Origin of the sequence: Pseudomonas helvetica (genome assembly GCF_039908645.1) — a bacterium.
Lineage (GTDB): Bacteria > Pseudomonadota > Gammaproteobacteria > Pseudomonadales > Pseudomonadaceae > Aquipseudomonas > Aquipseudomonas helvetica.
Window position 1 is genome coordinate 135,001 of the sequence record NZ_CP150917.1, and the last position, 19,402, is coordinate 154,402.

Consider the following 19,402-nt stretch of genomic DNA (forward strand, 5'->3'; position numbering starts at 1 on the left):
TGCGCTTAGATGTCTTTGTTCAAACAACTGTTGATCGCTATCTGTCTGTTCCTGGTCGTCGCCTTCAGTGGCAGCTTCATGGTCGGCCTGGAGAGTTCGCGGACCCAGTACGTCAATCAGTTGCGCTCCCATGCGCAGGACGCAGCGACCGCGCTGGCGCTTTCGCTGACGCCGAGCATCGATGACCCGGCGATGGTCGAGCTGATGGTCAGCTCGATCTTCGACAGCGGTTATTACGCGAGTATTCGCGTGGTCGACCTCAAAACCGACAAAGCCATCGTCGAGCGCAGTGGCATTCCGGAAGTCAGCAGCGTGCCCGGCTGGTTCGTCAAATTGATCGCTCTGGAACCTGCTGGCGGTGATGCGCTGGTCAGCCGTGGCTGGGAACAGGCGGCCAGGGTCGAGGTCATCAGCCACCCGATGTTCGCCGTGGCCAAGCTCTGGCAGAGCGCTCTGGGCAGTCTGGGATGGTTGCTGATCTGCGGCGCGTTAAGCGCGGTACTCGGCGCACTGTTACTGCGTCGACAATTGAAACCGCTGGATTACATGGTCAAGCAATCCCACGCCATCGCCCGTCGCGAGTTTCTCAGCCTGCCCGAGCTGCCGCGTACCCCGGAACTGCGGCGCGTGGTGCAGGCGATGAACCAGATGGTCGAGAAACTCAAGGCGTTGTTTCAGGAGCAGGCTGAGCGCAGTGAAAAACTGCGGGTCGAGTCCTATCAGGACACCCTGACGGGATTGGCTAACCGGCGTTATTTCGAGATGCAATTGAACGCCCGGGTAAGCAACCCGGAGCAGGCCAGTTCGGGTTATCTGTTGCTGTTGCGGGTCAAGGACCTGGCCGGTTTGAACCAGCGTCTTGGCGGTCAACGCACCGACCAGTTGCTGCGGTCGGTCGGTGAGCAATTGTCGCGTGAGTGCGCCAGATTCCCGGAAACCCAGAACCTGGTGACGCGTATTCGCGGTGGTGAATTTGCCGTGCTGGCGCCTGGTCTGGTGCGCGAAGAGGCGCTGCAACTGGCGCAGAGCCTGGACAGCGCGCTGGCCAGTCTGTACGCAACCGGGGCGACTGATGTGGCGTCGGTGGCGTCGATCGGTTTGGCGCCGTTTGCCCATGGCGACACGCCGCAGGCGGTGTTGAGCCTGGCGGATCAGGCGTTGTCACAGGCGGAAGCAGAGGGCGAGGTGAACTGGGCGTGCCTGGATCACGGCGCAGCGGCCATTGTCGGCGACGATCACCATGCGTGGCATACCTTGCTCGATCAGGCACTGAATCAGCAGCGATTCGAATTGTACTTCCAACCGGTCGTGGCCAGTCAGGACACGCAGTTGGTGCTGCATTACAAAGTGCTCTCGCGCTTGCTCGATGAGCAGGGCAAGACTATCCCTGCCGGGCGCTTCCTGCCGTGGCTGGAGCGTTTTGGCTGGACCGCGCGGCTGGACCGTCTGATGCTGGAACGGGTGTTGGCGCAGATGGCGGGCCATGAAGACTCGCTGGCGCTGAACCTGTCCGCCGCCACCCTGGCGGATCCGCAAGCCCTGAATAAAGTCTTCGAAATCCTGCGCGAGCATTCCAGTCTGGGACCACGCTTGACCCTGGAGATCGGTGAAGAGCAATTACCTGATCAGGCCGTGCTTGAACAGCTGACCCGTCGTCTGCGTGAGCTGGGCTTCTCCCTGAGCCTGCAGCGCTTTGGCGGTCGCTTCAGCATGATCGGCAACCTGGCGCGGCTGGGACTGGCCTATCTGAAAATCGATGGCAGTTACATCCGTGCCATTGATCAGGAAAGCGATAAGCGTCTGTTCATCGAAGCCATCCAGCGCGCCGCCCACAGCATCGATCTGCCGTTGATTGCCGAGCGAGTGGAGACTGAAGGGGAGTTACGGGTGATTCGCGAGATGGGTGTGTACGGCGTGCAAGGGCAGTTGTTTGGTGAGCCGAAGCCTTGGCAGTAAGGCTTGATCGTTCCCACTCTGCGTGGGAATACAGCCCGTGACGCTTTGCGTCACATGCAGAAGCGGACGCAGAGCGTCCATTGAGGCGTGCCCACGCGGGAGCGTGGGACCGAGCGGCGTTGTGGGGGTTAGATCAACCCGCCTTCATCTTCATCAATCAAGTGACTCAAACCACCCAGCGCTTCGCGGGCCTGGGTCCGGTCCATCAGTTTGGCTTGCGCGGCCGCTGGCAGGTCGGTGACGCGAATCACCCCTTTGCTGGTCAGCACCTGAATCAGGTCGTCGAGTACCCGGATCATCTCCAGGTCGCTTTGCTTGAGCTGCTTGAGGCTGGTCTCCATCACTTCGTTGGCGTACCAGGCCTGGATTTCATGGTGATCGGAGGGCAGCGTTTCTGTAGCCTCCGCGTAAGCCGTCGCTTCCACGCGCACCAACTGGCCTTGCGCATCGCGTTGCACGTAGAACATCGAAAATCCCTCATGAATGAACCCGCGTCGTGCTGTCAGCAGGATAGGCCAACGCGTACGAGTATGCGGTGCCACGACGAAATCGTCACCCGCTGGCGACTGACAGCACCGTGACAGCCGCTCATTACGAGCGGCCGTCAGGGGCTTGATCAGGTGTTGTTGTGGTCGATCTTGATGGTCGGGTCGCTACCGGCGATCAGCGAGTTGATGCTCTGACCGGACCAGTTATTGCCTTCCAGTTTGATCGTCACATCAGCGTTGGCCACGCCGCCGGCCGCGTTAAGCTTGCCTTCGGAGCTGACCTGCAACGTCGACACACCTTCAACCGTGCTGATTTTCAGGAAGTTGTCGATGGTGCTGCCGCTTTCGCCCTGCAACAGATCCCGCAGGTCGATCCGGTCGCCTTCGCTGGCCTTGAAGTCCTTGATCACATCGTTACCGGTGTCGCCGGCCTTCCAGACGAATGTATCGGCACCCGATCCGCCAATCAGGATGTCGTTACCCTGACCGCCGATTAGCGTGTCGTTACCCGTACCGCCCAGCAGGATGTCATTGCCCTTGCCGCCGTCGAGGATGTCGTTGCCACCCTGGCCGAAGAGGATGTCGTTACCGGTACCGCCCAATAGCGTGTCATTACCGTCATGAGCGCCGGACACATCGAACGCGGTGTAGTGCTCGGTGATGTACTGGTGCACGTTGCTGGTGGTGACTTTGCTGAGATCCACGCCGGTCTGCTGGGCCACGAAGGCCTGCATGGCCTGGTAGCCCTCACCGGCAATGCCGTTGAAGCTCACCAGGTCGCCGAACAGGATGTCGTTGCCGTCGCCGCCATTAACCGTATCGGCGCCCGGCATGGTCGCTTCGGTGTGACCGATGATCGAGTTGGCCAGGTTGGCCGGATCGATGTTGCTTTGCGGTTTGCCGTCGGTGTCGAACGGTTTCAGGTCGCTGAGGCTGACATCGCTGTTCAGGCCGATGGCCTCGACCTGCGACAACTTGCCGAGCAACGCGAAGCTGTCGTTGGAGTTGCTGGTGGTACTGCTATCGGAGCTGTAGCCCGTGCCGTCCAGTTTCGACAACTCATAGGTGCCATCGCCTTGAGCGTGGAGCATCCCCAGGTCTTTGCTGACCCAGCGGTTGCCGTTATAGGTCTGCAGCGTCGTTGAACCATCGGTGTTGATGGAGAGGTAATGGGTGTTGTCCAGATACTTGGAGAACGTATTCCCCAAGGTGTAGTTGCTGGTTGTGACGACGTCATCCAGCTTCGCACCACCGCTGTACAGCGTCGGGTTGGTCTGCTCGCCGGACTGATAGTACGTTGGCTTTCCGTCGGTAATGAAATACGTCAGGTTGGTCGCGTTGCTGTTACTGGTGGCCATGCTGCTCTGGAAGAAGTTGGCCGTGGTCTTGAACACGTCTTCGTAGTTGGTGCCGCCGCCGGAAGCCATAGAGTCCAGCACCGACTTGAGCAGGGTCAGGGCATTCGGGTCGTTCAGGTTGACCGCAATCTGCTTGTTGACCTGAGTATCGAAGTCCGCGAGGAAGACGTTCACCGTGCCCGAAGTGCTGGCGCCCAGGCTGTTCTTGAGGGTGTTGAACACCGATGTCAGTGAGTCTTTGGCGGCGCTGATCGAGGTGGCGCTCATGCTGCCCGAGCTGTCGACCATGAACGCAATGTTGTAGTTGGTGCCTGGCACCACGGTCAGCCCGCCGATGTCGGCGATCATGATGTCGTTGCCGTTAGTACCGACGAAATTGTCATCCCCTGAAGTGCCGACCAACGGGTTATACACCGCCGGGTAAACCGTGACCGGGATCTGCGCAGTACTTGGCGCCGAGCCGCCGAGGGACTCGGTGGAAGTCGAGGTGACCGTCAGATTGATCGAGCCATTGAAGTACGGTGGCGGAGTGAGCGTCAGGCTGCCGAGATTCCAGCCAGTGACATTTGCTTCACCGGTGGTCGCCACGGTGAAGGTATGTCCCGCGCCATCGCTCAGCACGGAACCTGCCGGCATACCGCCGATTTTCACGCTCAGGCTTTCGGAGCCGTCGGTGTCGGTCAGTGCGGTGGTGATTTTTGACAGATGAACGCTGCCGCCCTCGGCGCCGGTGTTGAGCTTGTAGCCGTCGTAGTAGCCTTCGCCATTGGTGCCGTGCAGATCGGAGACCGTCACACCAGCATTGATCAGGTCGGTGACACCCGTGTAGATCGGCACGCCAGCGCTGCTCAGGTCGACGGCCGGGGCGCCGTTGACCGACAGGTTGACGTCGTAGCTGCCCGGGCCATTTTGGTTGTGGTGGTAGATGTCCAGGGTGTAGTAACCGCTGGTGGTCGGCGTGAACGATCCGGAGATTTGGCCACCCGCGCCCCACGTGGCACCGGCCACGTTATTACCGCCGATGGTCACCAGCAGACTGTCATCAGCAATACCGCTGAAGCTGTAGGTCTTGCCGGCTTCGAGGTAGATCAGCCCGGAAGTTTTCGACGCGGTACCGGCTGCAACGTTGCTGTCGGACTGCACGTTGCTCACGGTACCGCTGCTGTTCGGAGTACCGGCAGCATCGATCACGGATTTCAGGGTTTCAGCTGGCGCGCCACTACCGCTGGTGCCGAGACCGGCCAGGCCGGTCCAGACTTCCTTGATCAGGCCTGTCGAGTTCACGTTGTTGCCGGCGACGCTGAGTGTCGGCGCATCGGCAACGGGAGTGATATCGACTTTCACCGTGCCGGTATTGCCCAGAAGCTGGCCGTCGGTTGGCTGGAACTGGATTTGTGCGTAATCCGCCTGTTGGTTGCCCACGCCGGTGCCGCCGTAGCCATTGGTGCCGGATTCGTTGGCATCAGGCGTGAAGCGCAACTTGCCTGCATCAATGTCGGCCTTGCTGAAAGTCTGGTTGTTGGCCACGTCTTTCCAGGTCGAACCGTCCAGGTACTGCAACTTGCCGTCGCCCGGCAGCTGGGTGATTTTCACGCCCAGGCTGGCAGCAGGACTGTCGACATCGCTCACACCGAAATTCGACCAGCCGAGGATCAGCGGCGTGTCTTCAGTGCCGGTGACCGCACCGCCGGTAGCGACCGGAGCATCGTTGACCGCGACCACATTGACGGTGGTGGTGGCGACGTTGGAGTAATTGCTGCCGTCGGTCACCGTCACGGTGATGGTCCGCGGCGTGGTGCTCGGGTCTTCACTGTTGTTGGTGAAGGTGATGTTTTTGATCTGTTGCATGTAGTCGGCCAGCGTTGCATTGCCGGACAGCGTCAGGGTGATCGAACCATCCTTGCTGTTGGCGTTGATGCTGATGCCGTTGACGCTGTTGCCCAGGTTCAGCGAGTCGCCCGGCTGACGGTTGGTCAACACGATGGTGGCGCCGGTCAGCATGGTGCTGTCCGGGTCAGTGATCGTGAGGTCGGTGTCGCCAATCGATACGCCAGGGCCGGTGGTGCCTTCGGTGAAGGTGACGTTGTAATTGGCACCGGTCGCGCCGCTGGAGTTGTTGGCGTCCAGGTCGATGACGGGCGGAGCATCGTTGTCGATGATCGACGTGTTGACGCTGCCATTGGTGCTGCTGACCACCAGGTTTTCGAAGTTGCCACCGCTGGCCGAGTCGATCTTGACCACGATGTTTTCGGTAGGCTCGGTGATCTTGTCGTCAATGGTCGCGATATTGAAACTGGCGCTGCTGGCACCCGCCGGGATTTTCACCGTGTACACACCGGTAAAGTCCGAGCCGTCGGTGGCCGTGCCGCTGTAGACGACCTTCAGCGTCACGTCGGTTTGCGCAGGGTGCGTCAGGGTCACGGTGTAGCTGGCGGTCTGGCCTTCGGTGACCTGACTGCTGCCGCTGATGCTGACTTCGGTTTTATCGATGGTGTCGGTGACGCTGGTTACCGCTGGGGTATCGCTGGTGACCAGTTTTTCGAAATTGCCACCGGTGCTGGCGGTGATCTTGGCGTTGACCGAGCCGGCGTCGAGGTAGACATCATCTTTCGGCGCGGCGAAGTTCACCGAACCGCTGGTTTTGCCAGCGTCGATGTTGATGACTGCACCGTTGCTCAGGGTCACGGTCATCGCTGTGCCGGCCGGGTTGGTCAGGGTCGCGGTGTAGGTGATCTGGCCACCTTCGGCGACTGAGCCGGTCGCGCTCAGCGTCAGGTTGGTGGTGTCGACGGTGTCGGTCACGCTGGTGCTGACCGGGGTTTTGTCGGCGACCAGGTTTTCGTAGTTGCCGCCGCTGACGTTGGTAATCGCGTTGGTCAGCGGGGTGTGGCCGACCAGCGCGTCGTTTGGCGCGGTGGTGGTCGCGGTGCCGCTGGACTGGCCGACCGGGATGGTGATGGTCTGGCCGTTGGCCAACGTCACGATCACTGCCGAACCGGTGACCGGCGCGCTGACGGTGGCGGTGTAGGTGACAGTGCCGCCTTCGGCTGCCGAGTCAGTCGCGGTCAGTTTCACCGTCGAGGTGTCGATGGTGTCGGTGACGTTGGTGACCGCAGGTGTGCTGCTGGTGACCAGGTTCTCGAAGTTGCCGCCGGTGGCGGTGGAGATCGTTGCCTGGATCTTGCCGGCGTCGAGGTAGACGTCGTCTTTGGGTGCGTCGACCACTACGGTGCCGGTGGTTTTGCCAGCGTCGATGTTGATCACTGCGCCGTTGCTCAGGGTCACGGTCATCGCGGTGCCGGCCGGGTTGGTCAGGGTCGCGGTGTAGGTGATCTGGCCACCTTCGGCCACGGAACCGGTTGCGCTCAGCGTCAGGTTGGTGGTGTCGACGGTGTCGGTCACGCTGGTGCTGACCGGGGTTTTGTCGGCGACCAGGTTTTCGTAGTTGCCGCCGCTGACGTTGGTAATCGCGTTGGTCAGCGGGGTGTGGCCAACCAGCGCGTCGTTTGGCGCGGTGGTGGTCGCGGTGCCGCTGGACTGGCCGACTGGAATGGTGATGGTCTGGCCGTTGGCCAACGTCACGATCACTGCCGAACCGGTGACTGGCGCCGAGACGGTTGCGGTGTAGGTGACGGTGCCGCCTTCGGCTGCCGAGTCAGTCGCGGTCAGTTTCACCGTCGAGGTGTCGATGGTGTCGGTGACGTTGGTGACTGCAGGTGTGCTGCTGGTGACCAGGTTCTCGAAGTTACCACCGGTGGCGGTGGTGATCGTTGCCTGGACTTTGCCGGCGTCGAGGTAGACGTCGTCTTTTGGTGCGTCGACCACTACGGTGCCGGTGGTTTTGCCGGCGTCGATGTTGATCACTGCACCGTTGCTCAGGGTCACGGTCATCGCGGTGCCGGCCGGGTTGGTCAGGGTCGCGGTATAGGTGATCTGGCCACCTTCGGCTACGGAACCGGTTGCGCTCAGCGTCAGGTTGGTGGTGTCGACGGTATCGGTCACGCTGGTGCTGACCGGGGTTTTGTCGGCGACCAGGTTTTCGTAGTTGCCGCCGCTGACGTTGGTAATCGCATTGGTCAGCGGGGTGTGGCCAACCAGCGCGTCGTTTGGCGCGGTGGTGGTCGCAGTGCCGCTGGACTGGCCGACCGGGATGGTGATGGTCTGGCCGTTGGCCAACGTCACGATCACTGCCGAACCGGTCACTGGCGCGCTGACGGTTGCGGTGTAGGTGACAGTGCCGCCTTCGGCTGCCGAATCGGTCGCAGTCAGTTTCACCGTCGAGGTGTCGATGGTGTCGGTAACGTTGGTGACCGCAGGTGTGCTGCTGGTGACCAGGTTCTCGAAGTTGCCGCCGGTAGCGGTGGTGATCGTTGCCTGGACCTTGCCGGCGTCGAGGTAGACGTCGTCTTTTGGTGCGTCGACCACGACGGAACCGGTGGTTTTGCCGGCGTCGATGTTGATCACTGCACCGTTGCTCAGGGTCACGGTCACTGGCGTGCCGGCGGCATTGGTCAGGGTCGCGGTGTAGGTGATGTGGCCACCTTCAGCCACGGAACCGGTTGCGCTCAGCGTCAGGTTGGTGGTGTCGACGGTGTCGGTCACGGTGGTGCTGACCGGGGTTTTGTCGGCGACCAGGTTTTCGTAGTTGCCGCCGCTGACGTTGGTAATCGCGTTGGTCAGCGGGGTGTGGCCAACCAGCGCGTCGTTCGGCGCAGTGGTGGTCGCGGTGCCGCTGGACTGGCCGACCGGAATGGTGATGGTCTGGCCGTTGGCCAACGTCACGATCACTGCCGAACCGGTCACTGGCGCGCTGACGGTGGCGGTGTAGGTGACAGTGCCGCCTTCGGCTGCCGAATCGGTGGCGGTCAGTTTCACCGTCGAGGTGTCGATGGTGTCGGTAACGTTGGTGACTGCAGGTGTGCTGCTGGTGACCAGGTTCTCGAAGTTACCGCCGGTGGCGGTGGAGATCGTTGCCTGGACCTTGCCGGCGTCGAGGTAGACGTCGTCTTTTGGTGCGTCGACCACGACGGAACCGGTGGTTTTGCCGGCGTCGATGTTGATGACTGCGCCGTTGCTCAGGGTCACGGTCACTGGCGTGCCGGCGGCGTTGGTCAGGGTCGCGGTGTAGGTGATCTGGCCACCTTCAGCCACGGAACCGGTTGCGCTCAGCGTCAGGTTGGTGGTGTCGACGGTGTCGGTCACGGTGGTGCTGACCGGGGTTTTGTCGGCGACCAGGTTTTCGTAGTTGCCGCCGCTGACGTTGGTGATGGCGTTGGTCAGCGGGGTGTGGCCGACCAGCGCGTCGTTCGGCGCGGTGGTGGTCGCGGTGCCGCTGGACTGGCCGACCGGAATGGTGATGGTCTGGCCGTTGGCCAGGGTCACGATCACTGCCGAACCGGTGACTGGCGCCGAGACGGTTGCGGTGTAGGTGACGGTGCCGCCTTCGGCTGCCGAGTCAGTCGCGGTCAGTTTCACCGTCGAGGTGTCGATGGTGTCGGTGACGTTGGTGACCGCAGGTGTGCTGCTGGTGACCAGGTTCTCGAAGTTGCCGCCGGTGGCGGTGGTGATCGTTGCCTGGACCTTGCCGGCGTCGAGGTAGACGTCGTCTTTGGGTGCGTCGACCACTACGGTGCCGGTGGTTTTGCCGGCGTCGATGTTGATCACTGCGCCGTTGCTCAGGGTCACGGTCATCGCGGTGCCGGCCGGGTTGGTCAGGGTCGCGGTGTAGGTGATGTGCCCACCTTCGGCCACGGAACCGGTCGCCGTCAGGGACAGGCCGGTGTTATCGATCGAATCGGTGATCGTCGTAACGGCTGGGGTGGTGCTCGGGGTCAGCTGCTCGAAATTGCCACCGCTGGTGCTTTCGATGGTGGTGCTGACGGTGCTGCCGTTTTTGTAGACGTCATTCGCCGGGGTATCGACCACCACGCTGCCGGTGGTTTTGCCGGCCTCGATGTTGATCACCGCGCCGTTCGACAGCGTGACAGTCATCGGCGTGCCGGCCGGATTGCTCAGGGTGGCGGTGTAGGTGATCTGGCCGCCTTCAACCACCGAACCGGTTGCTGCCAGGGACAGCCCGGTGTTATCGATCGAGTCGGTGATGGTAGTGACCGCCGGCGTCGTGCTCGGGGTCAACTGTTCGAAATTGCCGCCCGTGGTGCTTTCGATGGTGGTGCTGACGGTGCTGCCGTTTTTGTAGACGTCGTTGGCCGGGGTATCGACCACCACCGAGCCGCTGGTTTTACCGGCCTCGATGTTGATCACGGCGCCATTGCTGAGCGTGACGGTCATCGGCGTGCCCGCCGGGTTGCTCAAGGTGGCGGTGTAGGTGATCTGGCCACCTTCGGTAATGGTGTTGTTGGCGGTGAGCGTCAGGCCGGTGTTGTCGATCGAATCGGTGATCGTGGTGACCGCCGGCGTCGTGCTCGGGGTCAGCTGTTCGAAATTGCCGCCCGTGGTGCTTTCGATGGTGGTGTTGACCGTGCTGCCGTTTTTGTAGACGTCGTTGGCCGGGGTGTCGACCACCACGGAACCGGACGTTTTACCGGCTTCGATGTTGATTACGGCGCCATTGCTGAGCGTGACGGTCATCGGCGTACCAGCCGGATTGCTCAAGGTGGCGGTGTAAGTGATCTGTCCGCCTTCGGTAATCGTGTTGTCGGCGGTGAGCGTCAGCCCGGTGTTGTCGATCGAATCGGTGATCGTCGTAACGGCCGGGGTGGTGCTTGGGGTCAATTGCTCGAAATTGCCGCCCGTGGTGCTCTCGATGGTGGTGCTGACCGTGCTGCCGTTTTTGTAGACGTCGTTGGCCGGGGTATCGACTACCACCGAGCCGCTGGTTTTGCCGGCCTCGATGTTGATCACGGCGCCATTGCTGAGCGTGACGGTCATCGGCGTGCCCGCCGGGTTGCTCAAGGTGGCGGTGTAGGTGATCTGGCCGCCTTCGGTAATCGTGTTGTCGGCGGTGAGTGTCAGCCCGGTGTTATCGATCGAGTCGGTAATGGTCGTAACCGCCGGCGTCGTGCTCGGGGTCAACTGTTCGAAATTGCCGCCGCTGGTGCTTTCGATGGTGGTGCTGACGGTGCTGCCGTTTTTGTAGACGTCGTTGGCCGGGGTGTCGACCACCACGGAACCAGTGGTTTTGCCGGCCTCGATGTTGATCACCGCGCCGTTCGACAGCGTGACAGTCATCGGCGTGCCGGCCGGATTGCTCAGGGTGGCGGTGTAAGTGATCTGGCCGCCTTCAACCACAGAACCATTCGCCGTCAGGCTCAGGCCGGTGTTGTCGATCGAGTCGGTGATGGTAGTGACCGCCGGCGTGGTGCTCGGGGTCAACTGCTCGAAATTGCCGCCAGTGGTGCTCTCGATGGTGGTGCTGACGGTGCTGCCGTTTTTGTAGACGTCGTTGGCCGGGGTATCGACCACCACCGAGCCGGTGGTTTTACCAGCTTCGATGTTGATGACGGCGCCGTTCGACAGGGTCACGCTCATCGCGGTGCCGGCCGGGTTGGTCAGGGTGGCGGTGTAAGTGATCTGGCCGCCTTCAACCACAGAACCATTCGCCGTCAGGCTCAGGCCGGTATTGTCGATCGAATCGGTGATCGTGGTGACCGCCGGGGTGGTGCTTGGGGTCAGCTGTTCGAAGTTGCCGCCGGTGGTGCTTTCAATGGTGGTGCTGACGGTGCTGCCGTTTTTGTAAACGTCATTGGCCGGGGTGTCGACCACCACCGAGCCGGTGGTTTTGCCGGCTTCGATGTTGATTACCGCACCGTTGCTGAGCGTGACGGTCATCGGCGTGCCGGCCGGGTTGGTCAGGGTGGCGGTGTAAGTGATCTGGCCGCCTTCGGTGACCGAACCGGTTGCTGCCAGGGACAGCCCGGTGTTGTCGATCGAATCGGTGATCGTCGTAACGGCCGGGGTGGTGCTTGGGGTCAGCTGTTCGAAATTGCCGCCGCTGGTGCTTTCGATGGTGGTGCTGACGGTGCTGCCGTTTTTGTAAACGTCATTCGCCGGGGTATCGACCACCACCGAGCCGGTGGTTTTGCCGGCCTCGATGTTGATCACCGCGCCGTTCGACAGCGTGACGGTCATCGGCGTGCCAGCCGGATTGCTCAGCGTCGCGGTGTAGGTGATCTGGCCGCCTTCGGTAATCGTGTTGTCGGCGGTGAGCGTCAGCCCGGTGTTGTCGATCGAATCGGTGATCGTCGTAACGGCCGGGGTGGTGCTTGGGGTCAGCTGTTCGAAATTGCCGCCGCTGGTGCTTTCGATGGTGGTGCTGACCGTGCTGCCGTTTTTGTAGACGTCGTTGGCCGGGGTATCGACCACCACGGAGCCGCTGGTTTTGCCGGCCTCGATGTTGATCACGGCGCCATTGCTGAGCGTGACGGTCATCGGCGTGCCCGCCGGGTTGCTCAAGGTGGCGGTGTAGGTGATCTGGCCGCCTTCAACCACAGAACCATTCGCCGTCAGGCTCAGGCCGGTGTTGTCGATCGAGTCGGTGATCGTCGTAACGGCCGGCGTCGTGCTTGGGGTCAACTGCTCGAAGTTGCCGCCCGTGGTGCTCTCGATGGTGGTGCTGACCGTGCTGCCGTTTTTGTAAACATCGTTCGCTGGGGTGTCGACCACCACGCTGCCGGAAGTCTTGCCGGCCTCGATGTTGATCACCGCGCCGTTCGACAGCGTGACGGTCATCGGCGTGCCAGCCGGATTGCTCAGCGTCGCGGTGTAGGTGATCTGGCCGCCTTCGGTAATGGTGTTGTTGGCGGTGAGCGTCAGCCCGGTGTTATCGATCGAGTCGGTGATCATCGTCACCGCCGGGGTGGTGCTTGGAGTCAGCTGCTCGAAATTGCCGCCCGTGGTGCTTTCAATGGTGGTGCTGACGGTGCTGCCGTTTTTGTAGACGTCATTGGCTGGGGTGTCGACCACCACGGAACCGGACGTTTTACCGGCTTCGATGTTGATCACGGCGCCGTTCGACAGGGTCACGCTCATCGCGGTGCCGGCCGGATTGGTCAGCGTCGCGGTGTAGGTGATCTGGCCACCTTCGGTAATGGTGTTGTCGGCAGTGAGCGTCAGCCCGGTGTTATCGATCGAATCGGTGATCGTGGTGACCGCCGGGGTGGTGCTCGGGGTCAGCTGTTCGAAATTGCCGCCGGTGGTGCTCTCGATGGTGGTGCTGACCGTGCTGCCGTTTTTGTAGACGTCGTTGGCCGGGGTGTCGACCACCACGGAACCGGACGTTTTACCGGCTTCGATGTTGATCACGGCGCCGTTCGACAGGGTCACGCTCATCGCGGTGCCGGCCGGGTTGGTCAGGGTAGCGGTATAGGTGATCTGGCCGCCTTCGGTAATCGTGTTGTTGGCGGTGAGCGTCAGGCCGGTGTTATCGATCGAATCGGTGATCGTCGTCACGGCCGGGGTGGTGCTTGGGGTCAGCTGTTCGAAATTGCCGCCGGTGGTGCTTTCGATGGTAGTGCTGACGGTGCTGCCGTTTTTGTAAACATCGTTCGCTGGTGTGTCGACCACCACGCTGCCGGAAGTCTTGCCGGCCTCGATGTTGATCACGGCGCCATTGCTGAGCGTGACGGTCATCGGCGTGCCCGCCGGGTTGCTCAAGGTGGCGGTGTAGGTGATCTGGCCGCCTTCAACCACAGAACCATTCGCCGTCAGGCTCAGGCCGGTGTTGTCGATCGAGTCGGTGATCGTCGTAACGGCCGGCGTCGTGCTTGGGGTCAACTGCTCGAAGTTGCCGCCCGTGGTGCTCTCGATGGTGGTGCTGACCGTGCTGCCGTTTTTGTAAACATCGTTCGCTGGGGTGTCGACCACCACGCTGCCGGAAGTCTTGCCGGCCTCGATGTTGATCACCGCGCCGTTCGACAGCGTGACGGTCATCGGCGTGCCAGCCGGGTTGCTCAGCGTCGCGGTGTAAGTGATTTGACCGCCTTCGGTGACCGAACCGGTGGCTGCCAGGGACAGCCCGGTGTTATCGATCGAATCGGTGATGGTGGTGACCGCCGGAGTGGTGCTCGGGGTCAACTGCTCGAAATTGCCGCCGCTGGTGCTTTCGATGGTAGTGCTGACGGTGCTGCCGTTTTTGTAGACGTCATTGGCTGGGGTGTCGACCACCACGGAACCGGACGTTTTGCCGGCCTCGATGTTGATCACGGCGCCATTGCTGAGCGTGACGGTCATCGGCGTGCCGGCCGGATTGCTCAGGGTCGCGGTGTAGGTGATCTGGCCGCCTTCGGTAATCGTGTTGTCGGCGGTGAGCGTCAGCCCGGTGTTGTCGATCGAATCGGTGATCGTCGTAACGGCCGGGGTGGTGCTTGGGGTCAGCTGTTCGAAATTGCCGCCGCTGGTGCTTTCGATGGTGGTGCTGACGGTGCTGCCGTTTTTGTAAACGTCATTCGCCGGGGTATCGACCACCACCGAGCCGGTGGTTTTGCCGGCCTCGATGTTGATCACCGCGCCGTTCGACAGCGTGACGGTCATCGGCGTGCCAGCCGGATTGCTCAGCGTCGCGGTGTAGGTGATCTGGCCGCCTTCGGTAATCGTGTTGTCGGCGGTGAGCGTCAGCCCGGTGTTGTCGATCGAATCGGTGATCGTCGTAACGGCCGGGGTGGTGCTTGGGGTCAGCTGTTCGAAATTGCCGCCGCTGGTGCTTTCGATGGTGGTGCTGACCGTGCTGCCGTTTTTGTAGACGTCATTCGCCGGGGTATCGACCACCACGCTGCCGGTGGTTTTGCCGGCTTCGATGTTGATCACCGCGCCGTTCGACAGGGTGACGGTCATCGGCGTGCCGGCCGGGTTGGTCAGGGTGGCGGTGTAAGTGATCTGACCGCCTTCAACCACCGAACCAGTCGCCGTCAGGCTCAGCCCGGTGTTGTCGATCGAGTCGGTGATGGTGGTGACCGCCGGGGTGGTGCTTGGGGTCAACTGTTCGAAGTTGCCGCCCGTGGTGCTTTCGATGGTGGTGCTGACGGTGCTGCCGTTTTTGTAAACGTCATTCGCCGGGGTATCGACCACCACCGAGCCGGTGGTTTTGCCGGCTTCGATGTTGATCACGGCGCCATTGCTGAGCGTGACAGTCATCGCGGTGCCAGCCGGATTGGTCAGCGTGGCGGTGTAGGTGATCTGGCCGCCTTCGGTAATGGTGTTGTTGGCGGTGAGCGTCAGGCCGGTGTTGTCGATCGAATCGGTGATCGTGGTGACCGCCGGGGTGGTGCTTGGGGTCAACTGTTCGAAGTTGCCACCGGTGGTGCTTTCAATGGTGGTGCTGACGGTGCTGCCGTTTTTATAGACGTCGTTGGCCGGGGTGTCGACCACCACGGAACCGGTGGTTTTGCCGGCCTCGATGTTGATCACCGCGCCGTTCGACAGCGTGACAGTCATCGGCGTGCCAGCCGGATTGCTCAAGGTGGCGGTGTAGGTGATCTGGCCGCCTTCAACCACAGAACCATTCGCCGTCAGGCTCAGGCCGGTGTTGTCGATCGAGTCGGTGATCGTCGTAACGGCCGGGGTGGTGCTTGGGGTCAGCTGTTCGAAATTGCCGCCGCTGGTGCTTTCGATGGTGGTGCTGACGGTGCTGCCGTTTTTGTAGACGTCATTCGCCGGGGTATCGACCACCACGCTGCCGGTGGTTTTGCCGGCCTCGATGTTGATCACCGCGCCGTTCGACAGCGTGACGGTCATCGGCGTACCAGCCGGATTGCTCAAGGTGGCGGTGTAAGTGATCTGTCCGCCTTCGGTAATTGTGTTGTCGGCGGTGAGCGTCAGCCCGGTGTTGTCGATCGAATCGGTGATCGTCGTAACGGCCGGGGTGGTGCTTGGGGTCAATTGCTCGAAATTGCCACCCGTGGTGCTCTCGATGGTGGTGCTGACGGTGCTGCCGTTTTTGTAGACGTCATTGGCTGGGGTGTCGACCACCACGGAACCGGACGTTTTGCCGGCCTCGATGTTGATCACGGCGCCATTGCTGAGCGTGACGGTCATCGGCGTGCCAGCCGGATTGCTCAAGGTGGCGGTGTAAGTGATCTGTCCGCCTTCGGTAATCGTGTTGTCGGCAGTGAGCGTCAGGCCGGTGTTATCGATCGAATCGGTGATCGTGGTGACCGCCGGCGTCGTGCTCGGGGTCAACTGCTCGAAGTTGCCGCCCGTGGTGCTCTCGATGGTGGTGCTGACCGTGCTGCCGTTTTTGTAAACATCGTTGGCCGGGGTGTCGACCACCACGCTGCCGGAAGTCTTGCCGGCCTCGATGTTGATCACGGCGCCGTTCGACAGGGTCACGCTCATCGCGGTGCCGGCCGGATTGGTCAGCGTCGCTGTGTAGGTGATCTGGCCGCCTTCGGTAATGCTGTTGTCGGCAGTGAGCGTCAACCCGGTGTTATCGATCGAGTCGGTAATGGTCGTAACCGCTGGCGTCGTGCTTGGGGTCAACTGCTCGAAGTTGCCGCCCGTGGTGCTCTCGATGGTGGTGCTGACCGTGCTGCCGTTTTTGTAAACATCGTTCGCTGGGGTGTCGACCACCACGCTGCCGGAAGTCTTGCCGGCCTCGATGTTGATCACCGCGCCGTTCGACAGGGTCACGCTCATCGCGGTGCCGGCCGGATTGGTCAGCGTCGCGGTGTAGGTGATCTGGCCACCTTCGGTAATGGTGTTGTCGGCAGTGAGCGTCAGCCCGGTGTTATCGATCGAATCGGTGATCGTGGTGACCGCCGGGGTGGTGCTCGGGGTCAGCTGTTCGAAATTGCCGCCGGTGGTGCTTTCGATGGTGGCGCTGACGGTGCTGCCGTTTTTGTAAACGTCATTGGCCGGGGTATCGACCACCACCGAGCCGGTGGTTTTACCAGCTTCGATGTTGATCACGGCGCCATTGCTGAGCGTGACAGTCATCGGCGTGCCCGCCGGGTTGCTCAAGGTCGCGGTGTAGGTGATCTGGCCGCCTTCGGTAATCGTGTTGTCGGCAGTGAGCGTCAGGCCGGTGTTGTCGATCGAATCGGTGATCGTCGTAACGGCCGGGGTGGTGCTTGGGGTCAGCTGTTCGAAATTGCCGCCGCTGGTGCTTTCGATGGTGGTGCTGACGGTGCTGCCGTTTTTGTAGACGTCATTCGCCGGGGTATCGACCACCACGCTGCCGGTGGTTTTGCCGGCCTCGATGTTGATCACCGCGCCGTTCGACAGGGTCACGCTCATCGCGGTGCCGGCCGGATTGGTCAGCGTCGCGGTGTAGGTGATCTGGCCGCCTTCGGTAATCGTGTTGTCGGCGGTGAGTGTCAGCCCGGTGTTATCGATCGAGTCGGTAATGGTCGTGACCGCCGGCGTCGTGCTCGGGGTCAACTGCTCGAAGTTGCCGCCCGTGGTGCTTTCGATGGTGGTGCTGACGGTGCTGCCGTTTTTGTAGACGTCATTGGCCGGGGTATCGACCACCACCGAGCCGGTGGTTTTACCAGCTTCGATGTTGATCACGGCGCCATTGCTGAGCGTGACAGTCATCGGCGTGCCCGCCGGGTTGCTCAGCGTCGCGGTGTAAGTGATTTGACCGCCTTCGGTGACCGAACCGGTTGCTGCCAGGGACAGCCCGGTGTTGTCGATCGAATCGGTGATGGTGGTGACCGCCGGAGTGGTGCTCGGGGTCAGCTGTTCGAAGTTGCCGCCCGTGGTGCTTTCGATGGTAGTGCTGACGGTGCTGCCGTTTTTGTAGACGTCATTCGCCGGGGTGTCGACCACCACCGAGCCGGTGGTTTTACCAGCTTCGATGTTGATGACGGCGCCATTCGACAGGGTCACGCTCATCGCGGTGCCGGCCGGATTGCTCAGCGTCGCGGTGTAAGTGATTTGACCGCCTTCGGTGACCGAACCGGTGGCTGCCAGGGACAGCCCGGTGTTGTCGATCGAATCGGTGATGGTGGTGACCGCCGGAGTGGTGCTCGGGGTCAACTGCTCGAAATTGCCGCCGCTGGTGCTTTCGATGGTGGTGCTAACGGTGCTGCCGTTTTTGTAGACGTCATTCGCAGGGGTGTCGACCACCACGGAACCGGAAGTTTTACCGGCTTCGATGTTGATGACGGCGCCGTTCGACAGGGTCACGCTCATCGCGGTGCCGGCCGGATTGCTCAGCGTCGCGGTGTAAGTGATTTGACCGCCTTCGGTGACCGAACCGGTGGCTGCCAGGGACAGCCCGGTGTTGTCGATCGAATCGGTGATGGTGGTGACCGCCGGAGTGGTGCTCGGGGTCAACTGCTCGAAATTGCCGCCGCTGGTGCTTTCGATGGTGGTGCTAACGGTGCTGCCGTTTTTGTAGACGTCATTCGCAGGGGTGTCGACCACCACGGAACCGGAAGTTTTACCGGCTTCGATGTTGATCACCGCGCCGTTGCTCAGCGTGACGGTCATCGGCGTGCCGGCCGGATTGCTCAGGGTCGCGGTGTAGGTGATCTGACCGCCTTCAGTGACCGAACCGGTCGCCGTCAGGCTCAATCCGGTATTGTCGATCGAATCGGTGATCGTGGTAACGGCTGGCGTGGTGCTTGGCACCAGGTTTTCAAAGTTGCCGCCGGTAGCCCCGGTGATGGTGGTGCTGACCGTGCTGCCGTTTTTGTAAACATCGTTCGCCGGGGTGTCGACGTTCACCGTACCGGTGGTTTTGCCGGCTTCGATGGTGATGGTCGAGCCGTTGGACAGGGTCACGGTGACCGGCGTTTGCGCCGGGTTGGTCAAGGTTGCGGTGTAGGTGATCTGACCGCCTTCGGTGATGGTCGAGCCTGCCGTCAGGGTGACGGTGGTGGTATCAATCGTGTCAGTGACCTGTGTGACGGCGGGCGTCGGATCGACGGTCAGCACCAGGCCGCCACCACCGGTGGTGCCGGTGACATTGACGGTGATCTGGTGCGGGTCGTTGTAGACACTGTCATTCGGTGCCAGCGGAACATTGACGCTGCCACTGACCTGGCCGGCCGGGATGACGATGACCGAGCCATTGGACAGGGTGATGCTCAGGTCAGTCAGCGGCGCCCGGGTGACGTTTGCGGTGTAAACCAGCACACCACCGGCTTCGGTGATGGTCGATGTAGCACTGAGGCTCAGGGTCGAGCCAACCAGCACGTTGGTGCCGTTATTGGTGTTCTGGCCACCCGTAGTGACGTCGACGGCGGAAGTAGTTGCGCCAATGCCTGCGGTCGGAAAACCAATGGTCGGGGCTACGCGGGCAGCTGTTTCGTCCAGTGCCACGAAGCTGTGGCCTCCGCCGGCAGCACCCGTGCCTGTTGCAGTCGGGCCTGCGGCGGCGGCTTCTATATCAGTGGTCGGGTCGACGCCCGCGAGGATGGCTTGTTGCAGTTCTGCTACCGAAGGCGCGGCTTGCGCGGTGGCTTGTGCCAAGTCAGTGCTGGAGTCCGGAGCGCTGCCGCTCCACTGGGTATCACGGCCCAGGTCCAACGTGCGACCGTCGGCCAGTTCAAGCGTTACCGCGCCCGTCGGACCGGTATCGAGCTGGTCGCCCGTGAACAGTCGGTCACCCTCAATCAGCACACGTCTGATGCCTTCCGGGGACACCGCGAAAACTTGACCAACAATGCTTTTGACGATGGCAACAACACTGCTCAT

3 protein-coding genes are annotated in these 19,402 nt (G+C 61.7%); 1 reads left to right on the plus strand and 2 read right to left on the minus strand.

Features of this window, described 5'->3' with window-relative positions; all coding sequences use genetic code 11:
* Positions 1-9: 9 nt before the first annotated feature.
* A complete protein-coding gene (lapD, locus tag AABM55_RS00640; RefSeq protein WP_347928539.1) occupies positions 10-1,956 on the plus strand; it encodes a cyclic di-GMP receptor LapD in 1,947 nt (648 codons plus the stop codon).
* A gap of 128 nt (positions 1,957-2,084) precedes the next feature.
* Here lapD and AABM55_RS00645 read toward each other — a convergent pair whose 3' ends face one another.
* Together AABM55_RS00645 and AABM55_RS00650 are read right to left on the minus strand one after the other, a co-directional pair.
* Positions 2,085-2,423: a hypothetical protein gene (locus AABM55_RS00645; protein ID WP_054594989.1), complete on the minus strand. Its 339-nt coding sequence runs from the start codon at positions 2,421-2,423 to the stop codon at positions 2,085-2,087.
* 149 nt (positions 2,424-2,572) lie between these two features.
* The gene (locus tag AABM55_RS00650; RefSeq protein WP_347928540.1) at positions 2,573-19,402 is read right to left on the minus strand and encodes a LapA family giant adhesin; all 16,830 of its coding nucleotides are present in this window, start codon (positions 19,400-19,402) and stop codon (positions 2,573-2,575) included.

What these genes read in the sequence shown, in the direction of transcription:
- lapD (WP_347928539.1), top strand. Translation starts at nt 10, where the DNA reads ATGTCTTTGTTCAAACAACTGTTGATCGCTATCTGTCTGTTCCTGGTC.
- AABM55_RS00645 (WP_054594989.1), bottom strand. Translation starts at nt 2,423, where the DNA reads ATGTTCTACGTGCAACGCGATGCGCAAGGCCAGTTGGTGCGCGTGGAA.
- AABM55_RS00650 (WP_347928540.1), bottom strand. Translation starts at nt 19,402, where the DNA reads ATGAGCAGTGTTGTTGCCATCGTCAAAAGCATTGTTGGTCAAGTTTTC.